Source organism: Clostridioides sp. ES-W-0016-02 (assembly GCF_020641035.1).
In the GTDB taxonomy this organism is placed as follows: domain Bacteria; phylum Bacillota; class Clostridia; order Peptostreptococcales; family Peptostreptococcaceae; genus Clostridioides.
Genome location: NZ_CP061361.1, coordinates 474,904 through 501,814, shown reverse-complemented (window position 1 = coordinate 501,814; position 26,911 = coordinate 474,904). Strand labels below are relative to the sequence as shown.

General features: G+C 28.8%; 24 protein-coding genes and 1 pseudogene. 11 read left to right on the top strand and 14 right to left on the bottom strand.

Annotated features, from left to right (window positions below; genetic code table 11):
- Window positions 1-307 precede the first annotated feature (307 nt).
- Window positions 308-2,386: a penicillin-binding transpeptidase domain-containing protein gene (locus IC758_RS02705; protein ID WP_227860727.1), complete on the bottom strand. Its 2,079-nt coding sequence runs from the start codon at window positions 2,384-2,386 to the stop codon at window positions 308-310.
- Between the two features lie 344 nt (window positions 2,387-2,730).
- Between IC758_RS02705 and IC758_RS02700 the strand changes: the two genes are divergently transcribed.
- Window positions 2,731-3,309, top strand: coding sequence for a TetR/AcrR family transcriptional regulator (locus IC758_RS02700; RefSeq protein WP_227825126.1), 579 nt, complete (start codon window positions 2,731-2,733; stop codon window positions 3,307-3,309).
- Window positions 3,302-3,961 (top strand): CatA-like O-acetyltransferase, encoded by a 660-nt coding sequence (locus tag IC758_RS02695; protein ID WP_227860726.1) that lies wholly within the window; start codon window positions 3,302-3,304, stop codon window positions 3,959-3,961. The genes IC758_RS02700 and IC758_RS02695 overlap by 8 nt, the downstream gene beginning before the upstream one ends.
- A 129-nt stretch (window positions 3,962-4,090) precedes the next feature.
- On the opposite strand, the gene IC758_RS02690 is transcribed toward IC758_RS02695, so the two are convergent.
- From IC758_RS02690 to IC758_RS02670, 5 genes are all read right to left on the bottom strand, one after another.
- A complete protein-coding gene (locus tag IC758_RS02690; RefSeq protein WP_227860725.1) occupies window positions 4,091-5,143 on the bottom strand; it encodes an ABC transporter permease in 1,053 nt (350 codons plus the stop codon).
- Window positions 5,143-5,883, bottom strand: coding sequence for an ABC transporter permease (locus tag IC758_RS02685; protein WP_227825123.1), 741 nt, complete (start codon window positions 5,881-5,883; stop codon window positions 5,143-5,145). Before IC758_RS02685 ends, IC758_RS02690 begins: the two co-directional genes overlap by 1 nt.
- A 3-nt stretch (window positions 5,884-5,886) precedes the next feature.
- Entirely contained in the window at window positions 5,887-6,645 is a 759-nt protein-coding gene (locus IC758_RS02680; protein WP_227860724.1) for an ABC transporter ATP-binding protein, read from the bottom strand.
- 101 nt (window positions 6,646-6,746) lie between these two features.
- Complete coding sequence (locus tag IC758_RS02675) at window positions 6,747-7,415, bottom strand: PadR family transcriptional regulator (RefSeq protein ID WP_255630980.1); 669 nt, start codon at window positions 7,413-7,415, stop codon at window positions 6,747-6,749.
- 160 nt (window positions 7,416-7,575) lie between these two features.
- Window positions 7,576-8,184: an MBL fold metallo-hydrolase gene (locus tag IC758_RS02670; RefSeq protein ID WP_227483358.1), complete on the bottom strand. Its 609-nt coding sequence runs from the start codon at window positions 8,182-8,184 to the stop codon at window positions 7,576-7,578.
- A gap of 167 nt (window positions 8,185-8,351) precedes the next feature.
- Between IC758_RS02670 and IC758_RS02665 the strand changes: the two genes are divergently transcribed.
- The 4 genes from IC758_RS02665 to IC758_RS02650 all read left to right on the top strand — a co-directional run bounded on the left by IC758_RS02665 (window position 8,352) and on the right by IC758_RS02650 (window position 11,307).
- Entirely contained in the window at window positions 8,352-8,990 is a 639-nt protein-coding gene (locus tag IC758_RS02665; RefSeq protein WP_227851378.1) for a TetR/AcrR family transcriptional regulator, read from the top strand.
- 161 nt (window positions 8,991-9,151) lie between these two features.
- Entirely contained in the window at window positions 9,152-9,349 is a 198-nt protein-coding gene (locus IC758_RS02660) for a hypothetical protein (RefSeq protein ID WP_227435321.1), read from the top strand.
- Between the two features lie 114 nt (window positions 9,350-9,463).
- Window positions 9,464-10,126 carry a response regulator transcription factor gene (locus tag IC758_RS02655; protein WP_227435324.1) on the top strand — a complete coding sequence of 221 codons (663 nt, stop codon included), beginning with the start codon at window positions 9,464-9,466 and terminating at the stop codon, window positions 10,124-10,126.
- Window positions 10,126-11,307: a sensor histidine kinase gene (locus IC758_RS02650; protein ID WP_227860723.1), complete on the top strand. Its 1,182-nt coding sequence runs from the start codon at window positions 10,126-10,128 to the stop codon at window positions 11,305-11,307. Before IC758_RS02655 ends, IC758_RS02650 begins: the two co-directional genes overlap by 1 nt.
- Before the next feature lie 129 nt (window positions 11,308-11,436).
- On the opposite strand, the gene IC758_RS02645 is transcribed toward IC758_RS02650, so the two are convergent.
- From IC758_RS02645 to IC758_RS02630, 4 genes are all read right to left on the bottom strand, one after another.
- Window positions 11,437-14,097: an ABC transporter permease gene (locus tag IC758_RS02645; protein WP_227860722.1), complete on the bottom strand. Its 2,661-nt coding sequence runs from the start codon at window positions 14,095-14,097 to the stop codon at window positions 11,437-11,439.
- Complete coding sequence (locus IC758_RS02640; protein ID WP_227435330.1) at window positions 14,094-14,777, bottom strand: ABC transporter ATP-binding protein; 684 nt, start codon at window positions 14,775-14,777, stop codon at window positions 14,094-14,096. The genes IC758_RS02645 and IC758_RS02640 overlap by 4 nt, the downstream gene beginning before the upstream one ends.
- A gap of 294 nt (window positions 14,778-15,071) precedes the next feature.
- On the bottom strand, window positions 15,072-16,007 hold the full coding sequence (locus tag IC758_RS02635) for a penicillin-binding transpeptidase domain-containing protein (protein WP_227860721.1): 936 nt from the start codon (window positions 16,005-16,007) through the stop codon (window positions 15,072-15,074).
- A 28-nt stretch (window positions 16,008-16,035) separates the two neighbouring features.
- Window positions 16,036-16,752, bottom strand: coding sequence for a hypothetical protein (locus IC758_RS02630; protein ID WP_227860720.1), 717 nt, complete (start codon window positions 16,750-16,752; stop codon window positions 16,036-16,038).
- Window positions 16,753-17,087: 335 nt separating this feature from the next.
- Between IC758_RS02630 and IC758_RS02625 the strand changes: the two genes are divergently transcribed.
- The 4 genes from IC758_RS02625 to IC758_RS02610 all read left to right on the top strand — a co-directional run bounded on the left by IC758_RS02625 (window position 17,088) and on the right by IC758_RS02610 (window position 21,824).
- Window positions 17,088-19,346 (top strand): ATP-binding cassette domain-containing protein, encoded by a 2,259-nt coding sequence (locus IC758_RS02625; RefSeq protein ID WP_227860719.1) that lies wholly within the window; start codon window positions 17,088-17,090, stop codon window positions 19,344-19,346.
- A gap of 557 nt (window positions 19,347-19,903) precedes the next feature.
- Window positions 19,904-20,569, top strand: coding sequence for a TetR/AcrR family transcriptional regulator (locus tag IC758_RS02620; protein WP_227831723.1), 666 nt, complete (start codon window positions 19,904-19,906; stop codon window positions 20,567-20,569).
- A 56-nt stretch (window positions 20,570-20,625) separates the two neighbouring features.
- Window positions 20,626-21,411 carry a CPBP family intramembrane glutamic endopeptidase gene (locus IC758_RS02615; RefSeq protein WP_227860718.1) on the top strand — a complete coding sequence of 262 codons (786 nt, stop codon included), beginning with the start codon at window positions 20,626-20,628 and terminating at the stop codon, window positions 21,409-21,411.
- A 59-nt stretch (window positions 21,412-21,470) separates the two neighbouring features.
- Window positions 21,471-21,824 carry a hypothetical protein gene (locus IC758_RS02610; protein WP_227831725.1) on the top strand — a complete coding sequence of 118 codons (354 nt, stop codon included), beginning with the start codon at window positions 21,471-21,473 and terminating at the stop codon, window positions 21,822-21,824.
- On the opposite strand, the pseudogene IC758_RS21165 reads toward IC758_RS02610, so the two are convergent.
- The 4 genes and pseudogenes from IC758_RS21165 to IC758_RS02590 form a co-directional block, all read right to left on the bottom strand.
- Window positions 21,808-22,080, bottom strand: a pseudogene (locus IC758_RS21165) (DUF4368 domain-containing protein); the annotation flags it as partial. The gene IC758_RS02610 and the pseudogene IC758_RS21165 overlap by 17 nt on opposite strands.
- A gap of 120 nt (window positions 22,081-22,200) precedes the next feature.
- The gene (locus IC758_RS02600) at window positions 22,201-24,318 is read right to left on the bottom strand and encodes a HelD family protein (RefSeq protein WP_227860717.1); all 2,118 of its coding nucleotides are present in this window, start codon (window positions 24,316-24,318) and stop codon (window positions 22,201-22,203) included.
- A 260-nt stretch (window positions 24,319-24,578) separates the two neighbouring features.
- Window positions 24,579-25,433 (bottom strand): helix-turn-helix transcriptional regulator, encoded by an 855-nt coding sequence (locus tag IC758_RS02595; RefSeq protein WP_227860716.1) that lies wholly within the window; start codon window positions 25,431-25,433, stop codon window positions 24,579-24,581.
- Window positions 25,434-25,844: 411 nt separating this feature from the next.
- The gene (locus IC758_RS02590) at window positions 25,845-26,354 is read right to left on the bottom strand and encodes a LysR family transcriptional regulator substrate-binding protein (protein WP_255630979.1); all 510 of its coding nucleotides are present in this window, start codon (window positions 26,352-26,354) and stop codon (window positions 25,845-25,847) included.
- Between IC758_RS02590 and IC758_RS02585 the strand changes: the two genes are divergently transcribed.
- A complete protein-coding gene (locus IC758_RS02585; protein ID WP_227861003.1) occupies window positions 26,353-26,778 on the top strand; it encodes a hypothetical protein in 426 nt (141 codons plus the stop codon). The genes IC758_RS02590 and IC758_RS02585 overlap by 2 nt on opposite strands.
- Window positions 26,779-26,911: the final 133 nt, after the last annotated feature.

The following is a 26,911-nucleotide window of genomic DNA, read 5'->3' as shown; positions in this document are numbered from 1 at the left end:
TTTTTATTTATTTACATAAAACCTAATACTTTTTCTTTAAGATTTAAAAACTTCATACAATATTCAAATTAATTCTCTATAAAATTCATATACAAGGTTTATTATATAAACATAGAAGATAGTAAAACTAGCTTAAAAACATAATATAATACCCTATACAAATAGTGGCAACTCTCCCTCACATCCTCAATTGTTGCCACTATTTTATTTTTTGAACTAATAAAAAACTTCACTATATAGTGAAGTCTCTTATTAGTTTGACTTTTATCTAAAAATAAGCCAAAAATATAATCTCTAATACATCATATTAATCTTCAAATACTGATTTTATAATAGGTATAACATAATGGCTTCCTCCACGATGTTTCACATCTTCAACCATAGCTAATGCTAAATACTGTTTGTCACTATTTTCATCAACTGTAAAAGCATTAAACCATCCAAGCTCTGTTCCAGTAGTATCATCTTTTGATGCTTTAATTTCTGCTGTACCAGTTTTTCCAGCAATAGTAACTCCTTCAGTTTTAGCACTATGGCCTGTTCCATTTGGATTTTCAATAACTTGAATTAAATCATCACGAATAATTTTCACAGACTCTTTAGAAAACACATCTTTTTTCCAGAATTCAGCCTGTGGATTTTCTTTAAATTCAAGATAAGGCCTTATCATACTTCCATCATTGACAAAAGTTGAATATATTGATGCCATATGTACTGGATTTACAAGTACTTTACCTTGACCATACCCACTATCTGCTAATTGTATTTCTGTATCAAATTTATTGTCAGTACCAAATTTTGAAGAAGCTAATCCAAATTCAAATGGTATACTTTCTTCAAATCCCAGTTTTAATAATTCTTTTGATAATACATTTTCACCTATTTTTAATGCTGCTTTGGCAAAGTAAATATTATCAGAGTAAATCAATGCATTTTTCATATTTACAGTATTTCCATAATCCTTTAATGTAGTTACCTTATAACTTCCCCAACTAGAATCTTTTTGCCAACTAAGACCACTATGTCCAAAATTTTCATTAGGATTAATCTTTCCTGTTGTTATACCAATACCAGCAGTAACTGGTTTGAAAGAAGACCCAGGGCATAGTCTGGCTTTAAATCTATTATACATTGGTTTATTTTCATTTTCATTGAGTTCCTTCCATCTATCCCCTGACATACCTAGTATAAATTCATTTGGATTGTATGATGGACTACTTACAAGAGATAAAATCTCTCCTGTTTTAGGATTCATAACTACTGCGCAACCTTTATCATTTTTCAACTGGTCATATAATTTACTCTGTATCTTCGAATCAATGGTCAGTTTGACATCTTCCCCATCTTGCTTTGGAACAATTGCTAAAGTTTCTTTTTTATCTCCATATCTATCAGCTATGATAATCTCACATCCATCAATACCACGTATTCTGTCTTCCAATAAACTTTCTAAACCAATTTTACCTATTATGCTATTAACATTGTAGTTCTTTCCCTTTTTTTCTTTTAATATTTCTGCATTCACATTTTGAACATACCCAGTTAAATGACCAGCTTTTTCACCTAGTGGATATGCTCTTACCTCTGTATTAGATATTTTAACTCCTGAAATGCTAAGTAATGATTCTTGTAATGATTTATCTTTTTCTTTTACAGATCCATCTGGATTTTCTTCTATTTTTTCAATAGTTTTTATAGGTACCATTGAGTTTTCTTTTACCCAAGATGCATCTAATTTTTTTTGGATTTGCTCAACTGGTATATCTAGTAAATCAGATAGTTTTTTTAGGTCTTCTACATTATTACTCATCTTTCCAGGCACTAATCCTATAACAGATGCAAGACCTTGACCAGCAAGTACTTCACCATTTCTATCTAAAATATTTCCTCTTTTAGCTTTAAGTGTTGATACTAGAACCTTATTATCATTTTCAAGTTCTGGAAATATAACTTTTGACTGCCATCTTATTTTATAGTTTTTTTGCTTGTCTTTAGTCAACAATACTTCATTTGAAAATGAGATTTCTCCTGCTAAAGTGTTTATTTTAGAATCATAATTTATTTTTGTACCTTCATCTTCATCTTTTTTAATGTCCTTAATATCAATACTTATATTGTGTGCACTAATTCCTTCGTATATTTTTTTATTTCTAGAGATAAAATCTTCTTTTTTGTTTTCTAGTTTACTTTTCTCATCTAATAGATTGTACATTTTTTCATATTGTCTTTCATTTGCGAAAGACATATACTGTTTTAATACTTCATCTGGTTTGATTTTATTAAATCCATTCAATACAAAATTAATTGTAAGACCAATAATAACTGTAACTAAACAGATTAAAGCTCCAAGGATTAGTAATTTCTTTGTTTTTATCTTTTTTTTCATACAAACCCCCTTATTCTTCAATACATTACATATGTAAGCTTTAAATTTAAAATAAGCCCATAAATATATCAATTATATACTTTTTTATTGGTCTATTGTTTTTAAATATACTCATAAAAAATATGTATCTTAAATATTATAATTGATAGTAATTTATATATTACATATGTAAGTTTTAAAAGTCAATATTATTATTACTATCTTTAATAAATTTCTTTCTTAATTTAAAATAAATTAAGTTATCTTACACCTAACTGTTTTATACTATATAAATTTAAATTGACAAAGCGACACAAGTGTCTTATAATCAAAAGCGACATACATGTTTCAAAGGAGGAAAATCTATGGCAACAAAAGGAATGCAAACTAAACAATTTATTATTGATACTTCAATAAGGTTATTTTCTGAAAAAGGCTACAGTAATGTAACTATGAAAGATGTTTGTGAAGCATGTAATTTAAGTCGTGGTGGTCTATACAGACATTTTAATTCAACAAAAGAAATTTTTATTGATATGCTAAATTCTCATAAAAACAATGCTAAAAATTTATTAGATGAAAGTATCAAAGAAAATATATCAGCTAGGCAAATGTTAGAGTATTTTCTTAATCAACAAAAGTCAGAAATACAAAGTGAATATTCTGGACTAGATTTTGCAATCCATGAATTTGCTTTTGTAGAAAAAGACCAGCGTGATTATATGAACAAAAGATATAACTCAGCTATTACAATGCTTTCGAAGTTAATAGATTATGGACAATCTAAAAATGAATTTAAAAAATGTAATTCTACAATACTTGCAACACACATAATGTTCTTGCTTGATAGTATGAAGACATCCGCACCTGTTTTAATACTTACAGATAACGATATTGATAATCAAATAAATCTTATAAAGGATATGGTGATTTTATATGAGTAAACAACAATTCCATAAAATTGACTTACAAAACTGGGAACGATATACACATTTTTATTATTTTTCAAATATGACAAATGTAGGATTTGATTTAACTATAGAAATAGATATTACTCATTTACTTGATGAAACAAAAAAGAAAAATATCAAATTTTATCCAGCATATCTATATATAGTAACAACTTGTTTAAATCGATATAAAGAACTAAAGATTGCATATGATGAAAATGAACTAGGATATTGGGATACTTTAACTCCATTCTATGCAATTTTTCATGATGATAATAAAACTTTTTCATCAATATGGACAGAATACAATAAAGATTTTTCAATATTCTATAAGAGTTACTTAAATGATGTTGAACAATATGGAAAAAATTATGGTTTTTTAGCAAAACCTAATCCTCCAAAAAATTGCTATACTGTTTCATGTCTTCCATGGATTAGTTTTAAAAGCTTTACTGTACATAATCATGGTCTTGAAAATTATTTTTTCCCTACAGTTGAATCAGGTAAGTATCATCAAAAAGATGAAAAAATACTTCTCCCTCTTTCTATAACAGTACATCATGCAGCTACTGATGGATACCATGTAAGTTGTTTTATTGATGATATACAAAAAATGTGCTTTAATACTGATACATGGCTATTCTAAAAAACATCTGTATTATAACCATGTATTATAATATTTATAATCTAGGATAAACAATCACATTGCACTAATGGGATAATGTGATTGTTTACTTATTTTAATTATAACTATTTATTTTTTCTTTAATTTTATTTAGTTCTCAATTTTATTTAAATATTTTACTCTTTTAGTCCATCCCACAGTTAACAAAATTAAAGCTACTATTGTTGCTGTTAAAATATAAATATAGTTCATATTAGAAAACCATCCTTTCCCATCTTCCATGTAAGTGGAAATACTTATAAACCATCGTATGGGACTTATGATACTCATATTTTGCAACATAGTAGGCATTTTATCAATTGGAATAAATGAACCACCAACAAGTGATAATATAAGAGATATACCAGTAGCAAATAAATTTGCATACATCTCTTTATTAAACAAGGAAGATACAAATGTTCCAAAAGAAGTTGCCAAAGCCGATATCCATACACCCATTAAAAGTAAATTTATATAACTGATACTAATATCAATATTAAATAATTTAATAATAGTTATAGAAACTAGATATTGAAAATATGTGATTGCAAAGTTATATAGCATATTCCCTAACACATATCCTCTTATATTTTGTGGTGAATATAATATTCTTGTAAATGTACCTGAATTCTTATCTTTAATAATCATTGATGCTGTAATAGTAGATGTTATCATTAAAAATAATACAATAAAAGCAATTATTCTTTGCAAAACCCCTAATGTGTTTTCTTGTAGTTTACTTATATTTATAGTTGTTGAATCTTCTTTATATGATTCTATTAAATACTCCAATATATTATTTGTACTTTTATCTTTTATAGAATAAAGTTCGAAATTACCCTTATTAAAATATATAACAGCAGAATATTTTCCAGTTATAATATCAGTTTTAACTGTTTTAAAATCTGCAGTTTCAACATCAATTCCTTGAGTACTTTTTAATGCCTTAACCATATCTGTATAAATATTCTTTTCAGATTCATTTAAAACTTGCTCATTTTTATACTCACTTAAAATACCAATATTAAAAGATGGTTTACTTATGTAGTTTGCCATTACTCCAAGTATTACTATAATTATTGGAAATAAGAGTGTTACTAAAAATCCTGATTTTTTATTTATATTTCTTTTAAAATTATTATTAAAAATACCTATTAAGTTCACTATATAAATGCCTCCTTTTTAAAAAATTTAACTGTAAGTACTGTAATTAAAATACTTATCATTACAAATATAGATGATATATAAAAAATAGGTTGAAAATTATTATCATAAATACAAGTAACTATACTCCTATTGACCCAAGTCAATGGTGATATATTAATTGCTAATGAAACAATTGGGTTTAATGAACTAACTGGAAAAAATACTCCTCCTAAGAAACCAAAAACCACTATTGGTATATTAATGATATTACGTAGTATATCTAAGTTTTTGCATGCAAGACCTAAAAATAAACCTATAGCTGATACTACAGTTGATTCACACACTAAAAGAAAAATAATAACTAAAAAATTTCCACCAAAACTTATCTGAAAAACACTTTTTATTATCATTAAAGTTATTACATTGCACAGTGAAAGTATAATTGTACAAGAAAAAAGTTTTGAAAGTACTAGTGCTGTTATAGAAATAGGAGAAATCATATAACGATATGATGTACTAGAAATTTTCTCATCTTGTGACGCATATGAAACACTAATAATTCCCATAAGTACACAAAATGGTATTGTGACAATAGTATAATAGTTATATGATGTAAATTCTGTTCCATAAGATTTTGATGTTAAATATCCTAATAACATTATGGTTATTAATGGAAAAACAATATTATAAAATAAAATAAAAAAATCTTTACTTCTTCTCTTTATTCCTAATCTAAACAATGGTAAAAAATATCTCATATATTATTCCTCCAAATCTCTCAAATTTGTACCTGTAAGATATAAAAAAATATCCTCCAAGGTCTTGCAACCAAGTTTTAAATACTTATCTTTATATACGCTCTTATCTAAGTCTTCTAAAATTACTCCTTTGTCAATTAAAACAATCCTATTACATAAAGCTTCTATTTCCTCCATATAGTGACTAGTGTAAATAATTGTTGTACCATTCTTATTAATCGTTTTAATTGCTTCCATAATTTTATTTCTCGATTGAGGGTCAATTCCAACTGTTGGCTCATCCATAATGAGAATTTTAGGACTATGTGCGATTGAACAAGCTATATTTAATCTGCGTTTCATTCCTCCAGAAAATTTTGATGGAAGTTCTTTGTGTCTACCCCAAAGTCCAACAAACTCTAAGGCCTCTTTAGTTCGAGATTTGAGTTCGTTTCCTCTAAAACCATACAATGAACAAAAGAATTTAACATTATCATATGCACTTAAATCTTCATATATTGCCAGCTCTTGTGGCACAACACCAATAGCACTTTTAAAAACATTTTGCTGATTTTTGATACTTTTACCTTTATAATATATATCTCCACTATCTGGAGATACAATTGTAGTAAACATATTAATAGAGGTGCTTTTTCCTGCTCCATTTGGCCCAATAAAACCTAAAATATCCCCTTCTAGTATTTTAAAACTCTCCCTTGATACAACTTCCTTATTTTTATATCTTTTAGATAACTTTTCAATCTCTAATAGTACATTTTCCATTTATAAAACCTCCTAATATTTTAACCAATATTATATATCCAATGTTGTATATATTGTTTTTTTAAAACACGAGCCTTTGACCCGTGTTATTATGAATAAACTTATTTTTTATTTTGTAATTTTAGTATTATTTTATCTATATTTTCTATAACTTTGTCTGGATTATTAATTATTTCATCTCTGAGTTTTTGAACCTCTAATAGTTCACTTGTTGCCTCATTTTCAAATAAAAAATCTTCTTCTATATTTGAAAAATCTATAGATTTAATGACGTTCTGTGTTTCATAACCAACAGATATGTACTTATCAATATTATTTAGTATTTCCTCATGCCATAGTATTTGATAATTCAAATTATCTATTGTCATATCAAAGGCAATTCTTTCTGTTGGAAGGCTTTTTTTATCAATCTTTTTAATTTCTTTCCAGTTTTCCCAATACTTTTTCTGCTCTATCAGATGCTTTATATGCTTTTCAAGATTGGTTTGTATAGTATCTCTTGGTAATACATCTAAAATATTATACAACAAAAACTTATTTGAACCTATTGGAACTATAGGCATTTGCAGTTCTTTTTGTAATTCTTCTCTTAGCTCCACTTTACCACTTTGTGTAATATCATAAATCTTACGAATTCTAGCACCATTTTTTTCTTCTCTCAAAACTCTAACTAATCCATCTTTTTCTAACTTTGTCAAAGCATAGTAGATTGAACCAGATTGTATTTTGGTCCACCTATCTGCACCAGAAACTTGTAAAAATTTTTGAATTTCATATCCATGTGTTGGCTTAATATTTAAATAATATAAAATTAAAGTACGTATCAGAAAAATTCACCACCTTATACTCTATCTTGGATATTATACTATCACCAACGTTGTATATAGTCAATAGTTATTATTTTAAATAATGTATCATAAGTTATTATTTTTATTCTTTAGTACAAGGGCTTCCATGAGACATACATATCCAGTTGTATTTTAAATTTTCTAACTCATTTACAGATTTCATCATTTTTTCAGAGTCCCAGTTCCACAGATTAGGATATGGAATTATATTTCCGTTCTTATTCTTAACTAAGTCTCCTGCAAATAAAACATCTTCAAAAAGCATACAAACATGTCCTGGTGTATGTCCTGGTGTATGAATAATTTTTATATTTCCAACTTGCATATTGTCTCTATAAGGCTCTATATCTTTAATAATTCTTTTTGCAATTGTCTTTCCAATAAATTTTTTGAATCCAGGTCTATCCTTCTCTCCTATAATAAATGGGATATCTTCCATATGAGCCCACACTTTTGCTCCTGTATATTCTTTCAATAACTTAATATTAGACATATGGTCAACATCATGATGAGTCAGTAAAATATGCTTAATATCAGTTAGTTGAATCCCAAGTGTTTTTAATTCTTTAATTATACCATTCCCCATAAAAGGAAGTCCTGTATCTATCAATGTAATCTCTTCATCAAACACAATAAAACAATTTGCACCACGAGTACTATCTAACAACAAGATATTTTCTTTTATTTGCATAAATAAATCCCCCTTTTTTTATATTTTACCTATATAATTAATTAGTAAAGTTATAATAAATTATAGTGCTTTACATTAATTTTATTCGCAATAGTATACCGTTGTTATATAAGTATACCATCAGTATACTATTTTATCAATGGAATCAGTAAAAAGGAGTGTTTTATATGCCAGAATTATCAAAAAGAGATAAAGAAAAAATCCAAAGAGAAAATGAAATTGTTGTCAAAGCAGAAAAATTATTTTGTCTTAATGGATTTGATAACACCTCTATGAATGAACTAGCAAAGGAAACAGAATATACAAAACGTACTATATATAAATATTTCTCATGCAAGGAAGATTTGTTTTTTGCTGTTGTACTAAGAGGGTATAAAAGACTTTGGGATAGTGTTAAAATAGAAAGTTCAAAAGGTAAAAATGGATTTGAAAGATTAAAATTTTCATATTCTGCATTTCATAAATTCTACTGTAAAGAGCCTTCTTTACTAGCTTTAATGGGAATGATTGGACTTGTACAATCTAAAAACTCAGACTTAGAGATACCTTTTAAAGAAAAGTTTTTTTCTTTCAATAAGTTTATGTTTGAAGAAATACAAGAACTATTTGAAATAGGAAAAGTTGATGGAAGTATTAGGTCAGATATTGAGATACCCACTCTTATGTATTCATCAATATTTACACTTACAGGATTTTTTAATTTATTATCTATAACAGGAAAATCGTATCTCAACAATTTTAATATAGAAGAAAAAAAATTTATTGAAACCACTCTTGGTCTTTTGATAGATTCACTTAAAGCGTAGTTTTAATTTATAAGTTTTTTGACAGGAATTTTATTTTCTGTGCAGGATAATCTAGAGGATAAAATGATAACTTTGTTGTAGAACAAGGATTTCCATTGTGTATGATTTTGTGTATCTGTATAATATCTGTATAAATAGAAATTTACGTTGGAGGACTGTGTATGGAAGAAAAAGATAAAAGAAATAGTTATGTTACTTTATTTATGTTTATAGGTGCAGGTATTGGTATTGCTATCGGTTTTGCGATTGGTATCTCTCAAGGAAAAACTGGAATATCTATGTGTTATGGATTAGTATTTGGAATGATAGTAGGAGCTGGTCTTGGAACTATTATAGAAAAGAGCAATAGTAAAGATTAAAACAAATTCCAGTTTGGTAACTGAATATTCAATATCACACAAGCAGTTAGTTATTTATGCTGATAACCATATTTTTACACTATAATTTCTTTTAAATGAAAGGACTGAAAATAAATGGCAAAAATACTTCTTTTAGAAGATGATGATACAATTGCATTTGGGATAAAAGCTTCCCTAGAAAAGAAAAACCATGTAGTTTGTTGTTATAGTACAATCACTGAAGCTAAGAAAAAATTTGACAAAGATATCAATTTAATTCTACTTGATTTAAATTTACCTGATGGGATTGGATATGAATTTTGTAAATATGTTAAAAATATAAGAGATATTCCAGTGATATTTTTGACAGTGCGCGATGATGAAAAAGATATTGTACAAGGTTTGGATATGGGTGCAGACGACTATGTGGTTAAGCCATTCTTACTTTCAGTACTTCAATCTAGAATTAATGCTGTACTTAGACGTACTCATTCTAACACTACTAGCACTCTTACATGTGAAAATATAAGATTGAATAAAGATGAAGTCAAAGTATATTTGGACAATATTGAAATCTCTTTGACAGCAGGAGAATACAAACTACTCCTAAGTCTAATGGAGAATAAAAATAAAGCACTTACTCGTGCAAAACTATTAGAAATGCTCTGGGATATAGATGGCAACTTTGTAAATGATAATACTCTTACTGTTACAATAAAGCGACTTAGAGAAAAACTAAAAAATCCATCCTGTATAAAAACCTTGAGAGGTATAGGATACAGAATGGAGGACAGCTAGTGAAAATAAAAAAATATATCAATAATACTGTTATTTTTATAGTATTCTGTTTAGTTATTACTATTTTGTTAAGTATAATTCTAACAACTGTAACTTCTTCTGAAGAATATAATATGATAGCTAAAACCATTGGTACATCCTATCAACTTAATCCTAAATCTACAGAACATATTTTAGAATCACTAAAAAATTCAGATTCTCATGACTTTAATGTGGGAAATGAGATTTTATTAAAACATGGTTATACTAAAAATACATTTTGGTATAAAAACTTTTTTTATTTCATGATAGTGTCCTTTATTATAGTGTCAACAATGGCTATAGTTATGTTTATAATTCAGTATAGAGAAAAAAGAAAAAATATGAATAGAATAAATATGCTTACGAGCTATTTAGAAGAAGTAAATTTAGGAAAAGAATCTGTACTTTTACGTTGTGAAGATAAGTTTTCACATCTTGAAGACGAGATATACAAAACTGTGGGAGAACTTCGTTGCTCAAAAGAATTTGCTTTAAAAGAAAGACAAACTCTTTCAGATAATCTTGCAGATATCGCACATCAACTTAAAACTCCAATTACTTCTATGTCGCTCATGGCACAGTTACTTGCAGAAAGTTGTCCCGAGGAAGAAATAGATTACCTCAACAGACTTACAAATCAAATATTAAGATTAGAAAGATTGGTGTCATCCTTACTTACTTTATCAAAGTTAGATGCAAGTACTTTAATATTTGAAAGTAAGCTTATAGATGTCCATTCTCTTCTTACTCATGCAGTTGAACCTATAGAAGAAATTTTAAAAGAAAAAAACCAGACATTTCTTATTGAAGACTCTTCGTTTGTAGAATTTAACATTGATATTAACTGGACTTTGGAAGCTCTTTTAAATATTCTTAAAAACTGTAGTGAACATGTAGAAGATGGTAGACAGATTGTTGCTTATTATAGTAAAAATCCTCTATACATTGAAATTATTATAGAAGATAATGGTAAAGGTTTTGCTCAAGAAGACCTGCCATATATTTTCAATCGATTTTATCGTGGTAAAAATGCTAGCAAATACAGCATTGGTATAGGTCTTGCTCTATCAAAGTCTATTATCGAAAATCAAAATGGTACTATACATGCAGAAAATTGTCATCATGGTGGTGCAAGATTCATAATTAAGTTTTATACATAAAAAACTGGATTATAGGAAAACACCTATAATCCAGTTACATTATATCTTATTTATCATTTATACATTATCTATAACTTACACACAATATTATTTAAAGTTGCTTTTAAAAAATATTCAAATAAATCTTGTTTATATTGTCTCATTTTTTATAGATTCTACTATGTTTTCATTATTTAATTGTTTATATCCCATAATATACGATGCTATTACTACAATAAGTATCAATATGGTAAAGCTCGTCACTATGGATATTGGTGCAAATAATAAGTACTCCATAAAACTTATTTCATTTATATGGATGAAAGCATACAATATAGCTATTTGCACAGGAATACTGAGTAATAATGGTGTAAGACCAAAAAATAATCCTTCTAAGATAATCATCTTTTTCATGCCATTTGGAGACAATCCTGCAGAACGTAACATAGCAAATTCTTGTCGCCTACTTCTAAGATTCCCTGAAACAGTCGCCCATACATTTGATAAACCAATTGCAGCTAACAATGCTGTAATAAATCCTACTATTAAATTCATAGTTATTTGTCCACTATCACTTAACTCTTCATTTTCTACAACATCATTAATCCTATAATCACCTGACCCATAATATTGGTTGCAAATAGATTCAAACTCTTTTCTTACTTTAGAAATATTATCATGATTATCTATTTTAAATAGCCCTGTTATCCTATTTGATTTTAATCTACGATTTTCATGGTAATTTTTAGACATATCTTGTACTGTAGACATTGGTACTACTTGAATTAGTGTGTATCTACCAAGCCTTTCTGCTATTTGTGGAAGTGTATCTGTAATAGCTCCTACTTTCATGTTAAAAGTATAATTTCCCTCATCTTCATCATATACTTTTTCATTCAATGTAATGTTATCTCCTACAGAAAGATTTAAATAATCTATATATACTTTATCCCTACGTGTACTACGCTCAACATCTTCCTCACGATTATATACAATTGAAATTGGATTTTTTGTATCATAATATGGTTTAGGGTCTATAGAAAGTTGTTTGCAATATTTTGCAAAACTCTCATCATCAAGTCCAATCATAGTTGAAGTGATACGAAACTTACCATCACGTTCTATAGGAGAATATTTTTTAGCTGAGACTATATTTTTAAATCCTCCACTCTTTGCAAGCTCTTTTGAAGCATCTTTTTCAGTTAACCAAGTTGCTGCAGACATTTTTAGATAATATAATGAACTCTCTACACCTTGTGTATTGTTTAATTGCTCTAAAAACTGTTTTTCTGTAGGTTCACTATTTTCCAAATACAATGATATATCCCTTTGACTCGCATAAATATCACTACCATAAACACTCTCTGCACCTTTTTGACATGCAATTATATTTAGAAAGCTTGTCAATAATAAAAAAGAAAGTGTTAAAGATATTGTTGCAGTACGATAAGATTTTTTACGGGCACGAAGCGCATTTACTGCAAGTTCTCCTTCTATACCAAATAACCTTGTTAATGAGTATTTATTAGAACTTTTAATTTTAACACTATCACCTTGTCTGATTGCTTCTATAGGTGCTAGTTTTGATACTCTACGTGCTGGTATCAGTGCGGAAACCCATACTGTTATTATTGTAAGTAAAACAGCTGGTAAGAAAGCAGGAATACCATAAGTAAAGATTACCTGTTGATTATCAATATTAATATTTACTGAATTAATATAACTTACAAGACCATTACACAATGCCCACCCTAAAAATAAGCCTATAGGTAAAGGGATAATTGTCAATAAAAAACCTTCAAAAACTACAGACTTTTTAATCTGCTTTGGAGATGCTCCAATGCTAGCTAGTATGCCCAATTGAGTAAGTCTAGCATTTGCTGATAATGCAAAAGCATTATAAATCACCATTACAAATACAGCCACTGTAAAGATTGCTATTGTTAAATACATAAGAGGTGTTGAAAATTTTTCTATACTGTTCATAGATGCTTTCTGTTCTGGAGAAAAGACTAACATCTTTAAAAGATAATTACTATTATACTTAAGATTGTATTTTCCATATTCATTCATTTTCCATCCTAATGATTTAGCAAGCTTTGGAAGCTCTTTATATGTATCTCTAATATTTTTAAATCGCAAATATACAGTAATATTATCACTAGGCTTTATACTTGCTCTATCAAGATAACCAAGAGCTGTATATGCAGGTACAACTGATGAAGTAGTAACATCTATTTTCCCTACTATTGTCAACACAGTTTCTGAAATCTTTCTAAAACTTTCACCTTTTGCTGTTGGTGCTGTAGGTACAATATAATTTTCATTTAAAACCCTATCTCCTATTGGGATAGTAATCTTATCACCAACTTTTACATTTGGATTACTTTCAAAATATTGTTTTGAGAGTGCAATTTCATTAGCATTATTTGGTCGACGCCCCTCTAGTATAGTGTCTTTTTCTGGCATAGAATTCCAATATTCTGATGTGGCATTTCTATAAATTATGTAATCCCTTTTATCATCATTAATTTTACCTACATACCATGGTCCTTTAATCATCACATCATCAACTGAAGAGAAATTTTCAATTAATGATAAGTCACTTCCATGAGTTTCATCAAATAATTCTCCATGCCAATTACCTTCTTTCTCAACTGAAAGTCTTATAAAATCACTCCACATTGTATATAATAATCCACATAAAGAAGACATCATAGTTGTAGTAAGTAATATAGCCAACATTATAGCTATACTACTACGCTTATTACGACGTACAAAATCTAAGGTGTATTCTTGAAGAATATTCATTTCTTCACCACCTTTTCAGAAACTATCATACCATCTTCCATAGTTATAATGCGATTTGCTTCTAATGCTATTTTTTCATCATGAGTAATAAGAAGTATTGTTTGATTAAATCGTTTATTTGATAAGTTTAGTAAATCTACAATTTCTTCAGAATTTTTTCTATCAAGATTACCTGTTGGTTCATCTGCTAATAAAATAGCTGGTCTATATATTAAACTTCTAGCTATAGCTACTCTTTGCTGTTGCCCACCTGAAAGTTGACCTGGAAGATGTTTTAGCCTATCAGTTAATCCCAAGGTAGATACAATTTCCGAAAACCTATCTTCATCCACTTTCCTCTTATCAAGTAACATTGGTAATAATATATTTTTTCTAACATCAAGAGTAGGTATAAGATTATAAAACTGATATATAAGCCCTACTTTTCTGCGTCGAAAAATTGCCAATGCTTCTTCTTTTAAGCTTGCTATCTCAGTATCTTCAATATAAATTTTTCCAGATGTAGGTCTATCTACTCCTCCAAGCATATGGAGTAATGTAGATTTTCCAGAACCAGAGGCTCCTACTATGGATACAAAATCACCTTTTTGAACTGATAAATTCAAATTATTAAGAGCCGTCACCATAGTTTGATTTGAGCCATATGTCTTTGTTAAATTTTCACATTTTAGTATTTCCATATATAATCATCTCCTTTATAGTTAAAGTTTAGCAATCCAAAATGACATTATAGTGACACTTCAAACTAAATGTTGACTCTCTCTCAAAATACTTTTTTCAATTAAATATGATACTTTACATAAACACCTTATAAATTTTAACCAATATAAGATTATTTTTTATTAAAATTTTGCTCATATCCTTTTACATATACTTAAAATAATATAAATAAAATAAAAACTATGCAATATATTTATCAATTCATTGCATAGTTACTTAAATCTACCTAATATTTTAGTATAAAGTTATGTCTATTATATAGTACTGTAATAGTTATTAATTATATCAATTGCAATCTCTTTTACTTTTGGTCCTCCAATTTTTTTATTAGAATCATCTGATTTAATAGCAAAGTAATATGTATCATCTTCATTTTCTACCATCCCAACAAACCATGCATCAACACATTGCTTCTTTTCATCAAATCCTGTTCCAGTTTTACCATATACATTTATTTTCTTATCATTTGTATCTATTTTCATAATGTCCTTCAAGAGATTAATATTCTCTTTTTTAAAACTTGTATCACCCTCAAAAATTTTAGTTAATACTTGTGTTTGCTCTTTGGGAGAGATTTTTAATGAAGATTCTAACCAGAACCCATTTAAATCTTTACTTCCATTTTTTAAATTTCCTTCCCACTCACTAATGTCACAATTCCCATATTTTAGATTATCTAGTGTATTTTGAACAAATTTAGCATCAACTTGATTCATCAGTTTTCTATGATACCAAACACAAGATACTTTAAATGCTTCTTCTAAATTAAGATTTCTATTCCAATCTTCAATCTCATAAATTGTGCCATTATACCCCATAACTGATTCTTTTGAATTTACTATTCCTTTTTCTAAACCAATTAATGTTGAAATTATTTTAAAAGTAGAACAAGGTGAAGCCCTTGTTTCAATTAACTCTTTATTGTATATATTATATTCTTTATTTTTACTACTATAAAAAACAGCCCCTCCACTAATATCTTTGAAACAATCACTATAATCAACTACATTAACTTTATCTTTTTTCTGTTGTGTACTATCTTTACTATCCAATTCATTTGATTTAAAATTTGTATTGTTACTCTTAATATTTTGTTCTTTACTCTTTTGATTACTTTCCATTGAATGTTTTGCTATAAATGCAATGATTAATAGAATAATTATTAAAATAAAACTTGTCTTTCTTTTCATATCTTACTCCTTCCCTATATATGTATATTTATAATCCTCCTTTAAAATAATAGACATCATCTGTCATATACTCTAAACGTGGAGCTTGAATGTGTTTATTTATAAAATCTAACTCTGGCTTATTTCCTTTTAAATCTTTAAAGAATACAATCCCATCAACAGATTGTAATTCAGCTCCAAAGAAAAAACAAACTGATTTTTTATTACCAACTATCTTAGTTACATCTACATTTCTATTTAACTTATTTATTTTATTTACTACTTCTTCTGAAAAAATATTTTCTAACTCCTTTTTGCCAAGTTTAATATTTAGATTATATTCAGAATTTAACTTTTTCTCATCACATGCTTTTAAAACTGCTTGTACAACCTCTATATAATCCTTTTTGTAAAGTTGGAATCTAAAACTTTCACTTGGTCCAGGAAGAAATATAGTAGATATACTTATAAAAGTACAAACTATACATCCGATTACTTTTCTTTTATTTAAATCTTTTCTAAGATGTAGTTTAATAATATGTACACAAATCCATATGAAAGCAATCAACATTAATGGTATTGCAAATAATCCTATGAATAGTAAAATCACTCCTCCTCTCAATATAATATTTCCACAAAGAAATAAGAAGTCACTTACAAGAAATAAAGCTACAGGAATAATTATTCCTTTTATATTTTCTTTACCTAATATAATTATGTTGATTAAAGCTATTATAAAAACAGCTATTATAACTATCAGTAACATTGTTCTCTCCTTTCAAGTAGTAAAATTATGTCTGAGTATACACTTAAAACTTACTATTGTAATATTTAAAATATTACAATAGTAAGTTTTAAAAGTCAAGTTATTTAAATCTTTTAAACTAGCTTATTTTTACTAAATTCTAAATAAGTTTTATAATAGGAGTTTTGTTTTTATATGTAGCATACTAATTAATACTGTTTACACTGTAAGTAAATTTAAAAATAATATCTGTAATATAGCAGAATATATCATGAAAATAAATTTTAATCTTATTATAATATAACTACATAATATAATTATGCTACTAAAATATATAAAGAAAGGGCTTAGTATTTATGTCAGATATCATAATAAAGGGACTTACACATAATAATTTAAAAAACATCTCACTTAAACTTCCAAAAAACAAAATCATTGTCTTTACTGGAGTTTCTGGCTCTGGAAAATCAAGTATTGTATTTGACACAATTGCGGCAGAATCACAAAGACAAATGAATGAAACATATTCAGCATTTATTAGAGGTCGACTTCCAAAATACAAAAAACCTCATGTAGAACTGATTGATAATTTAACTGCTTCTGTAATCGTGGACCAGTCTCCTCTTGGTGGCAATGCACGTTCTACAGTAGGAACTATAAGCGATTTGTATTCTTCACTAAGATTATTATTTTCTAGAATTGGCAAACCATATATAGGAACAACATCATATTTTTCGTTTAATGACCCAAATGGTATGTGTAAAAACTGTTCTGGAATTGGTAGAGTCAAAGCGATTAATATTGAGTCTATTCTAAATCCTGAAAATTCATGGAATGCAGGTTGTGTAAATGACTCTCTATTTAAACCTAATTCATGGTATTGGAAACAGTATACTGAATCTGGACTATTTGATTTAGATAAACCTCTGAAGGATTATTCTATGGAGGAATATAATTTATTGCTATATGGCTCAAAAGATGGAAAAAGCAAGCCTGAAAATTCAAAAGTTGAAGGTATTTTTAATAAATACAATCAAACATATCTAAATCGAGATATTAGCAATATGAGCAAACACACCAAAGAAAAGTCAGAAAGACTTATAACTGATGAGGAATGTCCTGAATGTCATGGAAAAAGATTAAATAAAGATGCTCTTAACTGCACTATTTTAGGGTATTCTATAGCAGATATGAGTAATATGGAATTTACTGAACTTTACAATTTACTCTCTCAAATAAATGATGATAGAGTTGAAACTGTTGTAGATACTCTTCCTGATGGCTTGAAAAGAATGATTGATATTGGACTTCCTTATTTACATCTAAATAGAGAATCGACTTCTCTATCTGGAGGAGAAGCTCAGAGATTAAAACTTGTACGCTATATGGGAAGTAGCCTCACAGGTCTAACCTATATTTTTGATGAACCCAGCACTGGAATGCACCCAAGAGATGTACATCGTATGAATCAATTATTAAAAAGACTTAGAGACAGAGGAAATACAGTTCTGGTGGTAGAGCATGATAAAGATGTCATATCTATAGCAGATGAGATTATAGATATTGGTCCAAATGCTGGTAAACATGGGGGAAATATTATATTTCAAGGTACCTATAATGAATTACTTCTAGCAAATACACTTACTTCAAAAGCTATGAATTTGTCATTATCTCTAAAATCTAATACTCGTAAACCAAAAAACTTTCTTCCCATTAGAGGAGCTTGTTTGTATAATCTAAAAAATGTTGATATAGATATACCGGTTGGAATCATGACAGTTGTTACTGGAGTTGCTGGTTCTGGAAAAAGTACTTTGATTTCTAATATTTTTGCAAAAAAATATGAAAAAGATGTTATTAAAATTGACCAAAACCCTATCACAACTACAAATCGCTCTATGCCAGCTACATTTCTTGGTTTTTTTGATGAAATAAGAAAACTTTTTGCTAAAGAAAATAATGTTGGTGAAAGTTTATTCAGCTTTAATTCTAAAGGGGCTTGTCCTATTTGTAATGGAAAAGGAATACTTGTTACAGAACTGGTATTTATGGACCCTGTTGTTAATATATGTGAAGCTTGTAGAGGTACTCGATATAATGAAGAAGTCCTGTCAAAATTGTATAAGGGTAAAAATATAGTTGAAGTTCTTTCCATGACAGTAGATGAATCACTTGAATTCTTTACGGAAAAGAAACTTTGTAAAATATTACAAACTATGAAAGATGTTGGATTATCTTATATGACTTTAGGTCAGCCACTTAGTACACTATCTGGCGGAGAATGTCAAAGAATTAAACTAGCAAAAAATCTTAATAAAAAAGGTACTATATATATTCTAGATGAACCAACTACTGGTCTTCATATGTCTGACATTGACAAGCTTATGTTGATTTTTGAAAGAATAGTAGACAGAGGTAATACAATTATTATCATTGAACATAATTTAGATGTTTTAAAGCAAGCAGATTGGGTGATAGATATTGGACCTGATGGTGGTAAAAATGGTGGTCAGGTGGTATTTGAAGGTACTCCATCAGAAATGTTAAAAAAAGGTAATACTATAACATCAGACTTTCTTAGAAAATCAATAAAAAAAATAAGAACAATGGTGTAAATAAAACTACAGAAGAAATGCTTTTTATTTTAAAAAATATCTATTAAAGTATGGAATAAGAATACACATAATTATATATTTTATTTATGGCTTGTACAGTTCTAATTACCTCAAATAGTACTTCTGATATTTTGTTAATTTTATAGAAGACACTTTAATCTATAGAATTAACAAAATGATTAACAAAATCTCAGTATTTCCCCTATCAGAAATCAACAAGGGAAAAATCGTTTTATCCAGTGCTGGCGTAGTTTAAAGTGCCTCCTCCTTGATATAGTAGCGGATACATTGCTTTAATTAGCGCTAAGCTTCATGTTCCGACTTACTTTACCACACAATCATCTGCCTTCACATCGTTTTCGGTTCCTATTGCCACTTCGTTCTGCCTGATACCAGCCACAGTTTTATTAACAGCTATGTTGCCTGTGATTGACTGGACCACATCCACAACATTAAAATGACACATTCGTCATTTTAACATTGACATGACATAGAAAAGAGAGTATAGTATATCATATAATAATGACGATAAAGTCATTTTAAGGGAGGTTGATGTAATGCCAAAAGTAAATGAACAGTATTTGGAGGAAAAACGGGATCAGATACTGGATGCTGCATTTGATGTTTGCATGTCCAAGCCAGTATATACAGTTAAAATGAAAGATATTATTGAGAAAACAGGCTTTAGTCACGGGCTTGTATATCGTTATTTTACTAATTTGGAGGATATCCTATTTGCCCTCATTAACAGAGACACATCAATTATTGACGTGTCTGCTAAAGTTGATGAAATACTGCACTCAGGACATTCTCCAGAAGATGTTGTAAAGCAGCTGTTTTCGCTATATTTTGATGCGATTATGATTGGCATCACTGGGTACGGTAAGATTTTAAATGAAATGCTTTCTACGCTTGCCAGCGACCAGCAATATTATCAGAGGTTTCGGGCAAATGTGAAGGTTGCATCCCATAGCGATTATTTACAAACGCAAGCATATCAATATATTGAAGAGCAAATACAAAAAGGCTATTTCTCTCCTAAACAGACGTTAGATGAAATATATTCTTTCATTACAGTATGTCTCAGCGGAATCGAAAGGGACTTGATTCTAACAAGGTGCTACCCTGCTATGCAATATATTCAGTTGAATACGGATGGATTACTGTTCAGCCTGTGTACATCTGTCCTTTTCATGTTGGGAAGCAGTAACCAGCCTGTCTGAAAATAAGGACAACAAGAATGAGTCCATAGTTTATTTACAATGAGGAGTTTATGCTGATGTGGAATTATTATGAGAAAAAACCAATACTACAATACTTATTGCTTGTATTTTTAATTGCATGGAGTGCTACAACAATCGTCATAATAGGCGAACGGCTTGAATGGTTTGCAGGGCCGATTGGAACTGTCGTATACTACTTACTAGTGAGTTTCTCAATTGGATTTGCTCCAGCTTATGCTGTTACGATTCTTCTTAAAAAAAGCGGACAGATTCACGGGATTAAAGAACTTTGTGAACGTATCGTCAGAACCAATCATATATCCAGCTCTCGCGCCCTGATTGTTGCTATTTTCTTTGCCAGCCAGATTGTGATCAATATCCTTTGCAATCGATATCTGGGAAAGCCTTGGTATACGATACTCCTTATGTTTCCATTCATGATTATAGGAGGCGGATTGGAAGAACTTGGCTGGCGCGGTTTTTTGCAGCCAGCATTAGAGCAAAAACTCCCTTTTTTTGCTGCATGTCTTCTCACAGGCGTGATATGGGCCATTTGGCATCTTCCGCTCTGGTTGCTACAGAACGCAAACCAATCCTCCATGAACTTCATCTCGTTTTTGTGTTGGTGTATCGCGATGTCTTTTATGTTAGCAGTCTTATACAGGCTGACTGGAAGTGTCATGATCTGTGTGTGTTTTCATGCGTGGTGCAATGCGATTGGTGGTCTATTCACAATGGACCTTCTTATCCAGCCAATACAAGCAAAGTCAATTGTGCTTCTAGGTCTCCAAGTTATTTTAGCTATGATTGCTTACATCCATATGAATTTGTCTTGGAAGTAACTCAGAAGATACAATGCTTCATATCGAAATGCAAGTTTGCTGAACTATAAGAAGTTCATATGGCTAAAGAAAATGCAAATATACCTAACAAAACCGTTTATTTGCTTTCTATGACAGATTATATTGAGTTGAAAGGTACACTTGTATCATTTATTCAAAATTTTAATTATAACCTTGTTCCTTTTATGATTACTATTTTTTTTATTAAATTCTTAGATAGAAAAGAATCAGTTGATATTCTTACAAAACGATTAGAATATCTTGAAAAAAGCAATATAGGTACTTCAAAGCAAATAGAAATTTTGAAATCCCAAGACTTGCCTGCATATATTATTTTCAACGTCAAGCACAGTGCACAAATTATTCAAACAGATATAATATCAACGAAAAAACTTATTAACACGATAAAATAAATTGATTAAACTGGAGAATCGTAAGTGATACCCCAGTTTCTTTCAAATAATGGCGACACGGGTTCTTGCCTTGATAAACTTCTGGTAAGGGCATATACGCCCTTAGCCAGCCATATCCTCTGATCGGAGGACTACCTTCTTGGCTACCCTTGCGGTAACGCTCATGCACAACAAGGATTTTTTCAACAAACTCATTAAGCATAGTTGTTGTCATGGTGTCAAAGTTTTTGTATTTGTCAATGAGGTCAATAAGCTCCCCCATTAAGAGTACAAGCGGAAAAGCACATGAAATCAGATTTTCAAGTAATTGAGTGTCAAGATGTTATACCTCATAATAAGTTAGAAAAATCAATCTTTACAATGTAAACTATATATCTCAATTAAGTTCTATCAACTGTGTTAAATTTCCAGTGTATGTAAGCTTAAGTTTATGCATAGCCCGTGTACAAGCAATATATAATAAACTACGGTCGTAATCATTGTAATATGTTTTATTATTTACTGAAGGAATAACAACTTCATCAAACTCTAGCCCCTTTGACATCTTAATAGAAGTAATTGATACACCTTTTACAAAACTAGAACTTTCAGGAGATATTAAATTAACATCATATTCTTGCTTAATAACATCATATATTGCTTTAGCCTTGCTGTTGGTTTTTAGTATAATACCAAGGGTAGCATTGTTGCTTTCCTCAAACTGCTCAATCTCCATTTTTATCTTATCTATCTCATCTGGTTCGTTACTGCATTTAATCACAACAGGCTCCTCACCATGTCTTTCAATAGCCTCCAGCGAAGTTATATTTTGAATTTTCTTGGCAAAATTAATAATCTCAAAAGTAGAACGATAACTCTTGTTTAACATTACTAGCTCTCCATCATCATAAATATGTACCATATCATCTAATGTATGTAAATGATTAGGGTTGATTAGTTGTCCAAAATCTCCAAGAATAGTTTTTTTACATTTGAAAAGCAAGTTTATTACAGCATATTGAATAGGAGTGTAATCCTGCATTTCATCAATAACAATGTGTCTTATCACTTTGTCTTCTTGTAATCCCTCATATGCAGCATGAAGATATATAAATGGATACACATCTGCCCACTCAAGAGTATTCTTTGATGGCATTACAAACATATCTTGAATATTCATCTGTTTGAAGAAGTCCTTATATAGTGCTAGAGTATTTTTTATTGTTAGCATTCTATTTAAACTTTTCAGTATATTTTTTACTTTTGGTAAGTCATCTTCCATAATATTATCTGATTCAAATCTATAATGAATATCTTCTGCTACCATCTCCAGTCTTCGCTTAACTGGATATTTATTGTATGCATCAAATCTTTTTCGTATCCAGTCACTTTTAGCTATAAAACCTCCAAAAGTGTAATCTTTAGGAATAAAGACCATATTTGGCATTTGCTTTATATATTTATCCATAAGCTTTAAAAAATCTAGTGTAGATTTGAAACGTACTCTTTTTTCCCATTGTGCATCATTTACTTCCAGAGAATCTTTTTCTCCCTCAAAATTAATAATTCTTTCTAATTGAACTTCTGCTATATCTTCAAAACTTAATTCACATAGTGGTTCTTCTCCTAGCTCAGGAAGTACATTAGAGATATAGTCACCAAAAACTTTATTAGGTGATAGAATAATTACATTATTTGCTGATATCTTATCTTTAAAACGATAAAGAAGAAAAGCAATTCTATGTAAAGCTATAGATGTTTTTCCAGAACCAGCTACTCCTTGAATAATGAGGGTGTCAGCCTTGTCATTTCTAATAATTTGATTCTGCTCTTTTTGTATTGTTGAAATAATGGATTTCATCTTTTCATCTGAAGTATTACTAAGTTCCTTTTGAAGAATATCATCTTGTATATTCATAGAACTTTCAAGTACATACTCCAGTGTTCCATTTTTAATTTTAAACTGTCGTTTACGTGTTATTTCTCCATCTATCCATCCAAGTGGTGCATTATACCCTGCTGGTCCTATCTCACAGTCATAAAACATACTGGCCATTGGAGAACGCCAATCTAGTATTAGAAGTTCATTTTCATAATCAAATGCAAATCGACCAATATAATACTTTGAATCATAACCTTCATCTTTTAGTTGAAAATCTATCCTAGCAAAATATGGCGAATCTTTCATTTTAGCAATCTTGTCTCGAACTTTTACCATAAAAGCCCCATAACTATCTATTTGCTTTAGTGCCAGTTCATTTTGGAACATTTCATGTGGGTCTATTTCTCCACGATTTTTTACCATATATAATTTAGCATCCATGTAATCTTTATCTAGTTTATCAACTGAATTTTCTGCATTCTCCAAAGCATTATCCAGCTTATTATTTATATCTATAAGATATGCAATCTCATCTGGAAAAGATGTTGTTAACTCCATCTCTTGTCCAGATATATTATGTTTAGGATTGGATGTAATAGAATTACAACTTTCTAATTGCTGATTTTTAGACATTTGAATCCTCCTTGCCAATTAAGTATTATCTTAAATCATTATACTGAATTGAATTTTATATTTTTTAATCATTCTTGCTCTTTGATTCAAATTTAGTTTTTGTTTTAAATTTCAGCCTCAAAATTTGTATTTCTTTTTAAATAAAAAATACATTTTCTTATATTTATAATCAAAGTTAAGAGAAACATGGACAGCAAAATAAATACACCTAAAAATGTAAAATTATTTTTTAATACATTTAATACAATAGATTATTAGTACTATTCAGTGTCTTTTTCATTTTCAGAAGACAGAATAAATTTTTGAGTAGGATACCCAAATTCAGTCAATAATTCAGCTTCTGCAAAACCTAACTTCTTTATCATATTCCGATGTCCTGTATCAGCTTTATCTCCTTCTCTAAAAGTTGTGATTGAGATAGATTTATCTATCAAAAAATTCTCAATAACCTTTTTTAGAAACACCTGTGCAATATCTGAATTACGATATTGAGGGTGTATTCCAAAAAAGTCAATGCTTCCAGTTTCTTTATTAAATACCATATTTGCAATAGCAATGTTATTAAATTTTAATATCAAGGCTCTTTCTTCCAAAATATATTGTTTTAATTGAGAGATATATTCTTCCTCCTGTAAATTTGGGAATCCATCTATGACTAATCTCACTAAACTCATCCATGATGGTATATCAGATATTTTAGCAATTGTAATATCTTTTTCTAATTCTGATATATCTTTTGAAAATAGATTTTCTTTTTTCAAAACAAATCTTAGCTGCAAAGGATAAAATTCTTGTTCTTTTCGATATTTATTTGGAGATTTTTTATACATATCTTTAAATACAGAAGTAAATGCTTGTTGACTTTCATAGCCAGCTATCAATGCAATTTCAATAATTGTTTTTTTAGAAAATACTAATAGTTTTGCTGCCTCTGTGAGTTTTCTTCGTTTTATATAATCATGCATTGTCAACCCAACAGAAGTTGTAAAAGTTCTATGTAGATGATATTTTGAATAATGAACAGCATTAGCAACTATATCTAAATCCAGCTTTTCTGATAAATGCTCCTCTATATAATCAATAGCAGTTATAACATTATTTACTTTATAAAACATTGCAGCTCTCCTCCTTTTATCCATGAGACATTATATCAATTACTTCTTAGTCATATTTAATAAATCTTGCTCTTTTTTATAATGTGAAAATTATTTTTTATATGTTTATCTCATCCTGTAACCTATTTTTCAATTTTCTTAAATATTTCTAATTTAATAATATCCATTTCTCCATATAATATAATCATTAAAAAAGAAAAATAGAGTATTTCATTTAAGATTCTTAATATTCTCCTGAAATACTCTTCTTTATATAAATATTTCTTTATTTTTAAATATACACTTAATTTATTTAAATCTAAATAAACTTTTAACTTTAAGATTTACTATCTTCTATTATTTAATTAAAGACTCCAACCCTTTAATTTTCAATAGTTTTTCGTTTAATAAATCTAAAAATTTATCTATTATTTACTGTTTATTAGATTCTTTAACTAAATAATAAATAAACCTATCTGGTGGAGCATCTTTTATGTAATGTATCTCGATATTAGATATTTCTTTAAGGTGATATGCTACTGATACTGGCACAATGGCCCATACATTTTCTTGTCTCATAAAATACTCTAAAAGAGACATTTGGTCTAAAAATACTTTAGGTTGAAGAGTTGAACGAAACCAAAAATTATGCCACAAATCATATTCAGGATTCCATGGAAGTCTTATTTCATCGGCAACATCTAAAACAGATGGATGCAATTCTCCATTGTATTTTGAGCCATAACTTGTTACCAGTAACATGGCTTCTTTAAATATTGGTATTGTTTCTATGTCATTAAAAAACATATCATCTGAAATAAGAGCTATATCAACTTCCCCCTTGGAAACATAATCATATGCTTCATAAGAATGATAGTTATAAAAATTTACATTATACTCTGGATATGTATTCATAAAACAGGAAAATACATCTGGAAGTATGTATGAGTTAACACTTCCTATAGAGGATATATTTATAATTTTACTTCTATCAATCTTAGTTATATACTTAGCTTCTTGTAAGAGAGTTTTATATTTTTCTGCTAAGGCTAGTATTAAATTTATGATGAATAATGCCACTGATAGAATTATGGTAAATGGCATAGAGTACATGAAAACTATCGCTATTTTCTATGTTTTATGTTTTATAGGAAGTGCATTTGTTGGATGGTATAGAGGAAGTGGAAAAGTAAATATCCCTGTAATTGGAACCGTCTTACATATATCAATTCGTGTTATTATTTCTTATTTGTTTATTCAACAATTTGGTTTAAAGACAATTGCATTTGCTACTGGCATAGGATGGGTTTCTGTTGTGACATCTCAGTATATTATTTTTTGTAGGTCAAAAAAAATAGAAAGGTGAACTCTATCCAAAGTTCACCTTTTATGTAAATAACTTTTTTTATTTTAATACATATTAATCTAATTTATAATATATCAGAGTTAAGATTAACAAATTAAACTTTTGAGTATATAATATATTACCCTAAGCTATT